The sequence below is a fragment of the Nocardia exalbida NBRC 100660 genome (genome assembly GCF_000308575.1).
Classification (GTDB): Bacteria; Actinomycetota; Actinomycetes; order Mycobacteriales; family Mycobacteriaceae; genus Nocardia; species Nocardia exalbida.
This window is the reverse complement of sequence record NZ_BAFZ01000001.1, coordinates 93402-105804: the sequence shown is the minus strand read 5'-3', so window position 1 is coordinate 105804 and position 12403 is coordinate 93402. Positions and strand designations below refer to the sequence as shown.

The following is a 12403-nucleotide window of genomic DNA, read 5'->3' as shown; positions in this document are numbered from 1 at the left end:
GCGCCGCCGCGGCGGGCGCGGGCGTAGAATCCGGTACTCCGGCGCAAACGGTACCGAGTAGTGACACCGCGGCTACAGCGCCGATGATGGCTCCGAAGACGATGCCGATGTGGGACAGGTTCCAGTGCTGGGCGGCGAACCCGACAGCGCTCGTCCGAGCAGCAACTGCCACAGCGGCCCCGCGGTGAGGAACACCAGCGAACTGGCTGCGGAAAAGGCCAGCCCGGCCATGAGCGGTGGTCGACGTCCGAGCACGTCCGACCACCGGCCGAACAGAATCGGTGCCGCGACGACCCCGGCGGCGTACAAGGGCGGATGCCGAGTTGGTCCAGAAGCGGGCGAGCGGCCGCGAGCCCGGACTCATCTTTCACCGTGACAGCTCCGCGTCGTTGCGGTGGTGGGCGGCCGAACAGGCCGGCATCAGCACGGCCTTGCCCGCAATGGTTCGGGAAACGGAACACGATGCCGGGCAGTGCAACTCGTGTTCAGCGCAGCACGTCCGCCGCTTCGGCCGCGATGGCGGCGGCGACGGCGGCGAGGGCGGGGGAGTCCAGCCGCCACTGTTGCCAGTACAGCGGGACATCGATGACGACGCGGGGGTCGATCGGGACCAAACGGCCGGTGGCCTGGTCGTCTCGGGTCTGCAGGTCGGGCAGCATGCCCCAGCCGAGCCCCAGCCGGACCGCCTCGGCGAATCCTGTGGAGGACGGTACGTAATGGCGCGGCGGATCCAGTGGTTTGCGACCGCGTTTGCGCAACAGGCGATCCTGTAGATCGTCTTTGCGGTCGAACAGTACGACCGGAGCGGCGGCATAGCCTTTCGCGGTCGCGCCGTCGGCGAACCAGGTGGCGGCGAATTCCGGGCTGGCCATCGGCCGGTAGCGGATCGCGCCGAGCCGCTCGACCTTGCATCCCTGCACCGGTTGCGCGGTCGAGGTGATCGCCGCCATCACGGTGCCGTCGCGCAGCAGGCGCGTGGTGTGTTCCTCGTCCTCGCGGTGGATCTCGAAACTCACGCCCCGTGGCGCGCGGCCGAGCGCGGGCAGCACCCAGGTTTCCAGTGAGTCGGCGTTGACCGCGATCGGCACCCGGATCGGACCGTCGGCGGGCTCGGCGCCGAGTTCGCGCGCGGTGTCTGCCGACAGCAGCTGGATCTGCCTGGCCAACCGGAGCACCGCCAGCCCGGATTCGGTGGCGCGCACCGGTTTCGTGCGTTGCACGAGGATCCGGCCCGCGGCGTCCTCCAGTGCCTTGATGCGCTGGCTGACCGCCGACGCCGTCACGCTCAAGCGCCGCGCCGCGGCGTCGAACGTCCCCTCGCTGATCACGGCGTCGAGTGCGCGAAGCTGGTCGAGTTGCAGATCCATATCAAGAGATGCTAATGATACTTAAGAATCTTTAGCTTGCCTGGGTATGATCCGCACGCTTAGCGTCGCTGGACGTGAGCGTTTCATCCGCGGCGCTGGCCGCCGCCTCCGGTTTGGGCTTCGGTTTGTCGCTGATCGTGGCGATCGGCGCGCAGAACGCGTTCGTGCTGCGTCAAGGGATCAGCGGCAGCCATGTGCACGCGGTGGTGGCGGTGTGCGCGGTGTCGGACATGGTGCTGATCGCGGCCGGGGTCGCCGGCTTCGGCGTGCTCGTCGAGTCGGCTCCCGCGGTGCTCGGGGTGGCGCGCTACGCGGGCGCGGCGTTTCTGATCGGCTATGCGGTCCTGGCGGTCCGGCGGGCGTTCGGCGCCGCGGTGCTGCGCACCGAGGCGGGGCGGGCCGGCGCGGCACTGGGCGCGACGGTGGCGACCACCCTGGCCCTGACCTGGCTCAATCCGCACGTCTACCTGGACACCGTGGTGTTGTTGGGTTCCTTCGCCAGCACTTATGCGAGCCCGGATCGATGGTTTCTCGGCGCGGGGGCGATGCTGGCCAGCGTGCTGTGGTTCACCGCTCTGGGCTTCGGTGCGCGCCTGCTCGGTCCGCTGTTCACCCGTCCGCTGGCTTGGCGGGTGCTGGACTCGCTGATCGCGGCGGTGCTGCTCGGCCTCGGAATGGGACTGTTGTGCGGCGGATGAGCACCGCGATCAGAGCCGCGCTTCGATCTTCCTCGACGTCGGTCAGGCCCGTGAAGGCGTAGCCGCTCTGCTGGATCGACCCGATCGAACGTGAATCCTCGTGCAGGAGAGTCCGACCGATTCGCTAGGTGCTGGTCGTCATCGAGAACGCCTAGCCGAGCACGGCACCTGCCCCAGCGTCACCGTCTGCGCTCGGGGCCGGCGCAGCACGGCCGGGCGATCGCGATCTCCCGGCCGGCGACGCGGTGTCGGCAGGCGTTGCGATAGCGGCTATACACCGAGGTGCCCTGCGGCTGGGCACGACGACTCCGGTGATTGACCGGCGGCCGGTGGGTGGTGGAGGGTGGAGCGATGGCGGGAGGCGAGCTGCGTCACGGGGTCGAACTGTCCAATCTCGATCAGCCGTTGTTCGAAGAGGCCGAGGCGAGCAAACGCGATCTGGTGGACTATCTGGAGTTCGTCGGGGAACGGTTGCTAGGAGTGCTGCGCGGACGGCCGCTCTCGGTGGTACGGGTGCGGCCGGGACAGAAGCCGTTCACCCAGAAAAACCTTCCGAAGTACACGCCGGAGTGGGTGGCGCGGACGAAGGTCTGGGCGGAGAGTTCGCGGCGGGAGATCACCTACGCGCTCTGTGACGACCTGCGGACCCTGATCTGGTTCGGTAATCAACGGGCGGTCGAATACCACCCCACCTTGTTCCTCGTGGAATCCGCACCGCAACCCACGCATCTGGTGCTCGATCTCGATCCCTCACCGGGGCAGGTCTTCGCCGACGCCGTGGCAGGCGCCCGGCTGATCCGGGAAGCGCTGACTGCGGACGGGCTGTCCGGAGCGGTGAAGACGAGCGGTTCCAGGGGATTGCATGTGTTCGTGCCGGTGGTCCCGGGGATCGACGTCGAGGATGCGGCCGCGGCGACGCGGGCCGTGGCGGCGCGAGCCGAGCGGATCGATCCTTCGGTCGGCACGACAGCGTTCATCAGGGAAGATCGCGGCGGCAAAGTTTTTCTGGACGCCACCCGTGCGGGCGGTGCTACCGTGGCCGCGGCCTACAGCCCGCGTATCCGGCCGGGCGTCACCGTGTCCTTCCCGCTGCGCTGGTCGGACCTCGATGAGGTGACGCCGGCCGATTTCACGGTGCGGACGGTGCCGGGCCTGATCGGCGACGACGATCCCTGGGCAACGGAAATGCCTGCCCCACAGGAGCTTCCGCGAGACCTGGTCGAGGAGGGACACACGATTCCGGTAGCCAGGGTGCAGGCGATGCACGAAGGCAAGCGCCGCGCCCGTGCACGGCGTGCGAGCGCGGACACGCCGCCCAGCTGATATCGCTGGGCGCCGGGCCGGGAATCACCGAACCTCACGCGAGGCAGATCAGGAACGCGTTGACGTTCACGGCCGGCGGAAGGATCAAGGGTAAGCACGGCGGTGCCGAGAACCCGGCCATGACTTCTTGTCGCTGCGGTGCGGGCCCGGGTTCGGCGGTGGCCGTGGCCGAAGCGGCTGCGATGGCGGGGGCGAGCACCAGGGCTGTCGCCCCGGCGCGCAACTTCTTGTGCATGACGAACCTCGCTGTGGTCGGTGCCGGGCTCCTCCCTCCCCGGCGAATTCGGCTGGTCGATGGATGCTCGGGCCGCCGGGTGGCTGGACCCGGCGACAGAGCGGATTCGGTGCTCACCCGCTCTGATCGATTACCTCGCTCTTCGAGGTAATCCGCAAGGCCGCTCGGCGAACCGCATCGTCGCATGTAACGCTATTCTCGCTATGAGAGAATCTCGATATCAGAGAATCCGGAGGAGGGAGACGTGATGTCGGCACCGAGCACCCGCGAGGAGGCACTGGGTGCGCTGCGTGAGGAGTTGCGCAGGCATGCGACCCAGACGGTGGTGTTCCATTCGGCCGTCGCCGCACGGCTCGGCATCACGGTCACCGATCTCAGTGCGCTGAACCTGCTGAGCATGCTGGGGCCGCTCACCCCGGGGCAGTTGGCGGATCGGCTCGGCATCACCCGTGGCGGCGCGATCACCACCGTCGTCGACCGGCTGGAGCGCGCGGGATACGTGCGAAGGAGCCGGGATTCGGAGGACCGGCGGCGGGTGCGGGTGGAGCTCGTCGCGGTGCGGGCGGAGGTGGCGGTGGCCCCGCTGTTCGGTGAACTCGCCGCGCTCGACGGAGGCCTGCCGGACGATGACGCGACCCTGCTGACCCTGCTGACTTTCGTGCGCGACGTCAACTCGGCACTCGTCCGCGCGACCGGCCGGGTCTCCGAGGCACGCGCGGTCTGACCGCGCGTCGACTCCGTCCCGGAGTGTCGCTTTCCAAAATGAGAATGCTATTCTCAGACCGGTGCACGCGATGCTGCGAGAGGGAAGAGGGTCGAGATGCTGTTCGAGTTCGACGCCGACCAGCGACTATTGCGCGAGACGGCGCGTGAGGTCACGGCGAAGCAGTGTCCGCCCGCCCTGATCCGGGACATCGTGGACAAGGACCTCGAACCCGGCTCGTTGTGGCAGACCTACGTCGACGTCGGCTGGACCGAACTGACCGATCCGGCCCTCGGCGTCGAATTGGCCATCGTGCTCGAAGAACTCGGACGCGCCACCGACCCCACTCCTTTCCTGGCGTCGATGACCCAGTTCGCCCCGCTCGTCCCGGGTGGGGGACGGATCGAACGACCGTGCACGGCGGTGTATTCCGGCGTGGCCGTCCGGCGCGACGGCTCGGGATGGCGGTTGGACGGCACCGCGCGCACCGTGCTCGACGGCGACCGGGCGGAGCGTTTCGCCGTGGTCACCGACGCCGGTGTGTTCGTGGTGCCCGCCGAGGCGGTGACCGCCGACCGCACGTCGGTCTTCGACCCGGTGCTGCACGTCGCGGAGGTCCGGTTCGCCGGCGTGCGGGTCACCGACGCGGACCGCAGCGGGGCGGATACCGAACGCGCCCGGCAGCACGCGCTCACCGGGCTCGCGCTGACCACCGTCGGCGCCTGTCAGCGCATTCTCGATCTCGCCTTGGAGCACGTGCGCGGCCGTCGCCAGTTCGACAGGCCGATCGGATCGTTCCAGGCGGTGCAGCACAAGGCGGCCGATATGCACATCGCGATCGAGCGCGCCCGCGCGCTGGGGTTCTTCGCCGCGTTGTGCCTTGCCGCGGACGACCCGCGGCGGCGGATGGCGGCGTCCATGGCCAAGGCGTCCGCGGGGGAGTGCCAGGCGCTGGTCTTCCGCCATGGTCTCCAGCTGTTCGGCGCCATGGGATTCACCTGGGAGAACGACCTACAGTTCGCGCTCAAGCGGGCCAAGGCCGGCGAGCTGATGCTCGGCGGCGCGGCCGAACACCGGGCGCTCATCGCCGAGGAGTACCGTGCAGCTCACCTTTGATCCCGACGTCGAGGCGTTCCGCGCCGAATTCGTCGCGTTCCTCACCGCCCATCTGCCGAGCGAAGCCGAGGCCACGGAGCGCTCCCTCTCCAGCGCGCACGTGCCGGAATGGGCGCGGCGCTGGCAACGCCTGCTGTTCGACAACGGCTGGCTGCTTCCGGCGAATCCGTCGGAGTTCGGCGGGCGCAACGCCACGGTGCTACAGCAGTACGTGCATCTGGAGGAGCTGTCCAAGCGGCGGATCTACCACAGCTTCAATCCGCAGGGTGTCGGGATCGTCGCGGCTTCGCTGCTGTCGTTCGGCACCGAGGAGCAGAAGCGGCGCTGGGCGGTGCCGATCCTGCGGGCCGAGATCACCGCCGCGTTGGGCATGAGCGAGCCGGGAGCCGGTTCGGACCTGGCCTCGCTGCGCACCAGGGCGGTGCGAGACGGGGACGAGTACGTCGTCGACGGCCAGAAGGTGTGGACCTCCGGCGCCCATGCGGCCGACGTGCTGCTGACCTTCGTGCGCACCGATCCCACGGCGTCGAAGCACCGGGGCATCAGTGTCCTGCTGATTCCGACCGACTCGCCCGGAGTGACGCGACGCCCGTTCCCCTCGGTGTGCTCGCCGGACGATCTGGATTTCAACGAGGTCTACTTCGAGGGTGTCCGGGTGCCCGCGGCGAACCTGATCGGCGCGCCGAACCAGGGCTGGTCGGTGGCCACCGGGTCGCTCGGTCACGAACGCACGCTGCTGTGGCTGGGATACGCCGACCGGCTGGAGGATCTGCTCGGGGACTTCCGGCCCCGCACCGTGTTCGACCGCGACGCGTACGCGAAGCTGGTCATGGACGCGCACGCCCTGCGATTGCTCGGGTCGGCGGCCCTGGCGCGGGAGGCACGCGGGGAGCAGGACGTGCCCGCCCTCTCGATTCTCAAAGTGCTGGGTTCGGAAGCCGTGCAATCGGCGTCGGAACAAGCGCTGAACGCCGTCGGGGTGGACGGGCTGGCTCACCCCGCGATGAGCTCCCGCCCGAATTTCCTGAATCTGGACCACTTCTCCGCCGGTTGGTTCGAGCGCTACATCCGGAGTTTCGCGGGCACCATCGCCGGCGGCACCTCGGAGATCCAGCGGACGATCATCGCCGAGCGCGTGCTCGGCCTGCCGCGCGGCTGACCTGCGAAAGCCGTTGCCCACCCGATCCTTCCACGCGGAAGTGCCGGGTCGGCAACGACGGTGAGCACTAGTGTTCGACTTGGACACCGAAGGTGTTGAAGGCCATGGCCAGCGTCGTGTAGCCGCCCACCGTGAAGACGAGATCCATGCGTTGCCGCTCGTCGAGACGTTCGCCCAAGGCGGCCCAGGTTTCGTCGGACAGCGCCGACTTCTCGCCGAGTTCGTCCACGGCCCGCAGCAGCGAGCGGTCGAAATCGTCGTCGGCGGCCGCCTCGCCCCGGGCCGCGGCGATATCACCTTCGGTGAGTCCGGCCGCGGCGCCCATTCGGGCGTGGTGATGCCACTCGTACTCGCACCCGCGCTGATGGGCTACCCGCAGGATGGCCAGTTCGCGCAGCCGGGGCTCCAGCGTTGACCCGAACAACAGATGGACATTGAAGCCGAGGAAGGCCTTCGTCAGGGCCGGATGACGGACCAGGGTCGCGAGGGCGTTTCCCGCCGCCGTGGGGTTGCGGCGGTCGGCGGGCAGCATGCGGGACAACGCGGCGTTCACCGTGTCGTCCCACTGGTCCTCCGGCAGTGGGCTCACCTTCATCGCCTTCTCCTATCCTTTGTGAGAATGTAACTCTCTTATTCGAGTACTACATTTTCAAACTCCATGACCCCAGTCAATGCGAGAGGGACGCGGCCGTTCGACGCCGGGCGTCGTGAAGGACGCACGGGTGTCTCTTGGGCTGCCTCCGCCTCCGTTCGGCCTGTCGCTCTGAGCGCTCTCGAGTATTGATTCTCTCTTGAAGAGAAGCTACCTTTCATTTGGCGAGAGTGTGTTACCGAAGGTGGTCGGCCGCCTCCGCGGGGCACCACCCCGCCGCTCGGAGATCGGCCGATGGCCCAGTGCAGGGAGGGTGAGCATGGCTGCTCGAGACTTCGAATCCGTCGACCGGGGCTTCGGTGGAGCGCATTCGGTCACGGGGTGGCGCGCCCACGCGCGCAAGCATCTGCTGCGATACCGGCTGGCGGTGGTCGCGGCGAACGCCGTCGATGTGGTGCGCCATGCCGGCGGCTGGCTGTGCGACCGGACGATGGCGGGCTGGGAGGTGACCGTGCTGCTCGCCGACTGCTCCGACGCGCGGGCGCTGCAAATCCTCGGCGCCACCGTCCTGGATCTCGAGCGCTCGCTGGCCACGCCCGTGCACGACACCTGGCCGCATGCGGTGGCGGTGGCCCCGGAGCTGTTCGCCGCCGATGCCCGGGTCCGGCAGGGTGTGCTGGACTGCCTGGACCACGGGCTGATCGAAGTCGCGCTGTGGGGCGAGGGGTTACCGGAGGAACTCGACCGCAGGCTCGGTGCGGTGCATCACCCGCTGAGCGTCGCGGCGCAGGCATTCAAGAGCTGTGCGCTGACCGCGGCGGGTGTGCCCGCCTCCGACGTCGGCGCCGCCGAGGTGTTCCGCAGCGGAGAACTGCTACTGACCGGACTGTGGGGCGGCACCGACCTCGTCACGGCGGGCTGAACGCGAAAAGTGCGGGCCGGGAACGGATTCGCCCGCCGGCCCGCTACTCGGATCGGGACCGCGCCGGAGTCGGACCGGCGGGGCTCGTGGAGATCTGAGGGTTCCCCTGCCAGCCGCATGGAAGCCCGCAACTGGGCCTGACCTCGGTCTCGACCCGTCCGTCGCGCAGTTCCCGCACGGTCGCCGACGCCTGGGCGGGGTATCCGCACTCGGGGCATTTCGCGAAGTAGTCGAGCACCTCCCGCACCGTCACGCGCAGCGGAGCGTCGGCGTCCGGCGTGGCCTTCCTCGGCCGGTCGTGTCGCCACAAGCGTGCGCGGATTTCGCGGGCGCGCGGTGCACCCGCCCGGGTGCTCTCGGGGCAACGCGGTGAACCAGGTGCGGGCAGGCTCTGCTCGGTGTGCCCGAAAGGCACGGAATGGCCTCGTGCGAAACCGGTTTCGCTGTGCGCAGTCGGCGCGCTGCCTTCGTCCATATATACGAGAATAGCATTCTCGTATTTGGAAAGTAGTGTTCCGAGCATGGAAGTGCGAACCCGGCCGCCGGATCGCGCGTCGCCGGTTCGGGCCGTGCGCGGCCCCGAGCCGCAATCAGCCGAGATTCGCGGTCAACGGGGGCAGATCGAGGGTGGTGCGGATCCCGGGCGGTGCGGCGCAGAGGTAGGTCACGGCGTTGACGGCGCGGTTGGCCGCGTATCGCGGGGACATGGCGCTCATCCGGCTCGGGTCCACCGGGTAGCGCAGATCCATCTCGATCGGTGTCTCGCCGTCGATGGCCACATGCCATCCGGTCTCGCGCACCGGCCAGCCCGGTCGCAGTGCGCAGGTGCAGTACCAGGTGGACCGCAAGCGCAGCAGGACACGGCCGCCGCCCCGTCCGGAGACCGTGATGCGCTGTGCGGCCACGGTTCCCGCCGCCAGTGTGGTGAACTCCAGCGGTACGTCGTGCTCGGCGAGCGCGACCTCGCCGACCACTTCGAACGCGTCGAGGGGCAGGCGGACGGCGTCGGCGACGAGCCGCAACGACGGACCGAAGGTATGGGTGGCGTGGGCAAGGCGCTGTTCGTCGAACGGTGCCGGCGCGGTACCGAAACCCATCGTCTCCACGAGCAATCGCGACGTACCCGGGCGGGCGAGGTCGACACTCTCCTCGATCGTCAGCCGGTCGATCCTGCGCTGGATCGAGCTGAGTGCGACGGGAAGCGTTTCGGTCACGAAACCCGGCGCGATGCCCGTGCTCAGGATCGAGGCCCCGCCGAACCAGCACGCCGCCTCGATCCGCGCGCATACCTCGGGGTCCACGGTGTCGGGGTGCCGCAGGTCGCCGTGTGTGGTGACCACGTTGACGCCGGCGACCAAGAGACGGCAGACGTCGTCCACGTCGAAAAAGCGCGGCATGTACAGCACGCAGTCGGCGCCCAATGCCAGGATCTCGTCGACGTCCGTGGTCGCGGCGACGCCGGTGGTGCTGCCGGATCCGCACAGGACGCCGGCGTCGACGCCTGCCTTGGCGGGATCGTGCACCCGAACACCCGCGAGCACGAGGTCGGGATGTTCGAGCACGGCGCGCAACGCGTGCGCCCCTACGCCGCCGGTTGCCCACTGGATGACCCGATAGGGGCCTCGCGTGGCGTCGTGACCGTGCGGCCGGCGATTCGGGTCCATGGGGGCGTCCGTTCCGTAGTCGGGGAGGAAGGAGTTACGGCCGGAACCTGAGCAGGCCCTCCTGCGCGAACGAGGCGACGAGCGTCCCGTCTCGGCCGAAGACGTCGCCCTTGCCGAAACAGCGGCCGTGCGCGACGAGTGGACTGTGGTGGCGCAACAGCAACCACTCATCGGTGCGGAACGCGCGGTGGAACCAGATCGAATGGGTGATCGTCGCCGAGGTGAACGCGGTGCCGTTGCCGCTCTGGCCGATTCCTTCCAACGGGCGCAACGCGGTTCCGATGGGGCTCAGGTCGGTCGCGTAGGCGGTCAGAGCGGCGTGTAAGTCCTCGGGTACCCGCGGGGTCCGCATCCACAGCTCGTAGTCGGGCGGATGCGCGTCGGTCGAATCGAGGTCGGTGGTCGATCGGGTCTCCCAAGGCAGGATCGGCACGTCGGTGCGGTGCCGCGGGCCGGGCACGGGCGGGATGCCCGCGGCGGTCTGGTGCTCCGGACCGTCCTCATGGGCATGCATCGAGACGACCGCGGTGGCGACGACGTCCCGCTTCTGCCGGGCCGTGACGGTGAGCGCGGCGAACGAGCGGCCTTCGTGCCGGCGCTGCACGATGTAGAAGACCGGCGAGTCGCCCTTTCCCTCGTGGGCGAACACCACGTGCAGGGATTTGACCGCCTTGGCGGGGCAGGCGCACATGGCCGCGCGCACGATCTGCGCCAGTAGCTGCCCGCCGTACAGCCAACCGTGGTCCAGCCGCTGGCTGGGACCCTCGTACACGGTCAACGTCTCCCGGCGGCGGCCATCGGTCGCGGGCCGGGTTTCCGCCGCTCCGGACGCCGGTGAAGTCGGCCGCTGGCGTAGGTCGAGGCAGGTGAGCAGCTCACTCCAGAGGTCATGCACACCTAAAGTGTACGTCGATTCTCGTAGACGAGAATTAAATTTCCCGAAGCGGCCGCGACCGGCTAGACCGGGTCGAACGCCGAGATCCGCCATGCGCTGTCGGCCTTGCGCATGGTGACCCGGACGCTGCTCGCGGCGAGGGCCGGGTCGGGTTTCTCCGCGCTCGTGGTGCTCTGGTTGATGAACACCAGGACCACCGCCTCGTCCCGCCGCTGTTCCGACACCGCGGCGCGCACGACGGTCGCGGTGGTCCGGACCGACTTCTGCTTGGCGGCGGGCGCGACGACCTGCTGGGTGAACTGGCTGTAATACGACAGGAAGTCGCCGGTGAGAAAGGACTTCGCGGAATCCAGATCCCGGTCGAGGGTGTCGGGTGCGTAGGACAGCAGCGCCACCGTGCCGCGCGAGGCGGCGTCCAGCGCCGCCGCGGCGTCGTCGTCGGTCCGACTGTCGGGCCGGTATTGCAGGAAGAACAAGCATGCTGCGGTGGCGACCGAGGCGACTACGAGTACGGCGAGCAGGGCAGGGACGTACTCGTTCCGCAGCGTGCGGGAGAAACCGCGCGCTGAGCCCGCCTTCCGGATGCGCTTCGTTCCGGGAGATTTCGTGTCCGTCGGCGCGTGCGCGTCCTGCTCGGTTCCGGTCTCACGCGCGGCGACCGATGCGCTGTCGGTGGTCACGGTACGAACTCGACTTTCGACATCTTGAGCTGATCTCCGTCCCGGGTCACGGTCACGCTCAGCCGCCAGGCGCGAGGTTCTTGGCGTGCCCCGGCGGAATTGGTGACCTGCGAGGTCGCGGCGACGAGGACGACCGCGGAATCCTTCGTCATCGACTCGATCGCGGTGGCGTTCACCTTGCCCTCGGTGGCGACCTGCGATTGCTGGATCACAGTCGTGAAATCCGTGGCCCGCGCTTGGAAGTCGCCGCGGAAGGATCCGGTGGAATTGTCCAGGACCCGCTGCACGTCCGCGTTCGCCCGTTTGAAGTCGAGAGTTGTCAAAGCGACGACGCCTTGCCGGGCGGCGGCGGTGAATTCCGCCGCGCGCCGGTCGTTCTCGGTGATGTCGTGATGGTGCCGGATCGAGTATCCGCTGCCTGCCAGTGTCAGGGCGATCACGACGAGGGCGGCGGCGACCATCGTGGAACGACTGTGGAGGCGGCGAAGGAGAGTGCCGCGGAGGCGGGCGCTGCGCGGAAGCGATTCGGCCCCGGCCGGATGCGTGACGTCACCGGGGTCGTCGTCCGTCGACGTGATCGGCTGCGCCGGATCGGCCGAGTGCGTTTCCGGGAGGTGGCCCGTCGTCTGCTCGGCACCGGGTTCGTCCCCTGCGGTCGCCTGCCGTGAAGGCGCTTGCGCGATCTTCGTTTCCGCGGCGACGGGCCGCCGCGGGGCGGTGCGCGCTCGGCGGCGCGACTCGGCCGCCCGAACCCGGGCGCGGGCTGCCTCGGCGCGCGCCTCGGCTGCCTGTGCCTCCGCCTCCGCGGCCTCGGCGGCCAGCGTGAGTTCTTCGGCGTCGGCCTCGTCGAGCGGGCTGCCGGCCGGGGCCTGTTCATCACCGTCCGACAGGGGTGGCGATTCGACGGTGCGTCCGGTGCTCGGGCTCATCACCACCTCCGCGGTGTCGCAACGGATCGTCGAGCGGGACTGGTCGTCACGACTCCGATTGCGTCGACTTTGACGAGAATGACGTTATCACAACAATGTGGATACGAGCCGGGTTCGGCC

Annotated in this window: 14 protein-coding genes; 6 read left to right on the top strand and 8 right to left on the bottom strand. The window is 69.0% G+C overall.

What is annotated here, in order from left to right; all coding sequences use genetic code 11:
- Nucleotides 1-72: 72 nt before the first annotated feature.
- Entirely contained in the window at nucleotides 73-309 is a 237-nt protein-coding gene (locus ON29_RS34370) for an MFS transporter (RefSeq protein WP_083863147.1), read from the bottom strand.
- A gap of 176 nt (nucleotides 310-485) precedes the next feature.
- A complete protein-coding gene (locus ON29_RS00535; RefSeq protein ID WP_040864081.1) occupies nucleotides 486-1367 on the bottom strand; it encodes a LysR family transcriptional regulator ArgP in 882 nt (293 codons plus the stop codon).
- Between the two features lie 74 nt (nucleotides 1368-1441).
- Here ON29_RS00535 and ON29_RS00530 point away from each other — a divergent pair, with 74 nt between their 5' ends.
- Both ON29_RS00530 and ON29_RS00525 read left to right on the top strand, forming a co-directional pair.
- Nucleotides 1442-2065: a LysE/ArgO family amino acid transporter gene (locus ON29_RS00530; protein ID WP_245548748.1), complete on the top strand. Its 624-nt coding sequence runs from the start codon at nucleotides 1442-1444 to the stop codon at nucleotides 2063-2065.
- A 351-nt stretch (nucleotides 2066-2416) separates the two neighbouring features.
- The gene (locus ON29_RS00525; protein WP_040864128.1) at nucleotides 2417-3388 is read left to right on the top strand and encodes a DNA polymerase domain-containing protein; all 972 of its coding nucleotides are present in this window, start codon (nucleotides 2417-2419) and stop codon (nucleotides 3386-3388) included.
- A gap of 34 nt (nucleotides 3389-3422) precedes the next feature.
- On the opposite strand, the gene ON29_RS00520 is transcribed toward ON29_RS00525, so the two are convergent.
- Nucleotides 3423-3623: a hypothetical protein gene (locus ON29_RS00520; RefSeq protein ID WP_040864080.1), complete on the bottom strand. Its 201-nt coding sequence runs from the start codon at nucleotides 3621-3623 to the stop codon at nucleotides 3423-3425.
- A 247-nt stretch (nucleotides 3624-3870) separates the two neighbouring features.
- On the opposite strand from ON29_RS00520, the gene ON29_RS00515 reads away from it, so the two are divergent.
- The 3 genes from ON29_RS00515 to ON29_RS00505 all read left to right on the top strand — a co-directional run bounded on the left by ON29_RS00515 (nucleotide 3871) and on the right by ON29_RS00505 (nucleotide 6601).
- A complete protein-coding gene (locus ON29_RS00515; RefSeq protein WP_040864079.1) occupies nucleotides 3871-4347 on the top strand; it encodes a MarR family transcriptional regulator in 477 nt (158 codons plus the stop codon).
- Between the two features lie 96 nt (nucleotides 4348-4443).
- Complete coding sequence (locus tag ON29_RS00510; protein ID WP_040864078.1) at nucleotides 4444-5442, top strand: acyl-CoA dehydrogenase family protein; 999 nt, start codon at nucleotides 4444-4446, stop codon at nucleotides 5440-5442.
- Complete coding sequence (locus ON29_RS00505) at nucleotides 5426-6601, top strand: acyl-CoA dehydrogenase family protein (RefSeq protein ID WP_040864077.1); 1176 nt, start codon at nucleotides 5426-5428, stop codon at nucleotides 6599-6601. The genes ON29_RS00510 and ON29_RS00505 overlap by 17 nt, the downstream gene beginning before the upstream one ends.
- 67 nt (nucleotides 6602-6668) lie before the next feature.
- Here ON29_RS00505 and ON29_RS00500 read toward each other — a convergent pair whose 3' ends face one another.
- Complete coding sequence (locus tag ON29_RS00500) at nucleotides 6669-7196, bottom strand: carboxymuconolactone decarboxylase family protein (protein WP_040864076.1); 528 nt, start codon at nucleotides 7194-7196, stop codon at nucleotides 6669-6671.
- Between the two features lie 406 nt (nucleotides 7197-7602).
- On the opposite strand from ON29_RS00500, the gene ON29_RS00495 reads away from it, so the two are divergent.
- Complete coding sequence (locus ON29_RS00495) at nucleotides 7603-8115, top strand: hypothetical protein (RefSeq protein ID WP_040864127.1); 513 nt, start codon at nucleotides 7603-7605, stop codon at nucleotides 8113-8115.
- A gap of 590 nt (nucleotides 8116-8705) precedes the next feature.
- Here ON29_RS00495 and ON29_RS00485 read toward each other — a convergent pair.
- The 4 genes from ON29_RS00485 to ON29_RS00470 form a co-directional block, all read right to left on the bottom strand.
- Nucleotides 8706-9779, bottom strand: coding sequence for an NAD(P)H-dependent amine dehydrogenase family protein (locus ON29_RS00485; protein ID WP_051174732.1), 1074 nt, complete (start codon nucleotides 9777-9779; stop codon nucleotides 8706-8708).
- Nucleotides 9780-9813: 34 nt separating this feature from the next.
- Nucleotides 9814-10674: an acyl-CoA thioesterase gene (locus ON29_RS00480; protein ID WP_040864074.1), complete on the bottom strand. Its 861-nt coding sequence runs from the start codon at nucleotides 10672-10674 to the stop codon at nucleotides 9814-9816.
- Nucleotides 10675-10736: 62 nt separating this feature from the next.
- Nucleotides 10737-11354: an Rv1363c family protein gene (locus ON29_RS00475; RefSeq protein WP_051174731.1), complete on the bottom strand. Its 618-nt coding sequence runs from the start codon at nucleotides 11352-11354 to the stop codon at nucleotides 10737-10739.
- On the bottom strand, nucleotides 11351-12283 hold the full coding sequence (locus ON29_RS00470; RefSeq protein ID WP_245548746.1) for an Rv1363c family protein: 933 nt from the start codon (nucleotides 12281-12283) through the stop codon (nucleotides 11351-11353). The genes ON29_RS00475 and ON29_RS00470 overlap by 4 nt, the downstream gene beginning before the upstream one ends.
- Between the last annotated feature and the right edge of the window lie 120 nt (nucleotides 12284-12403).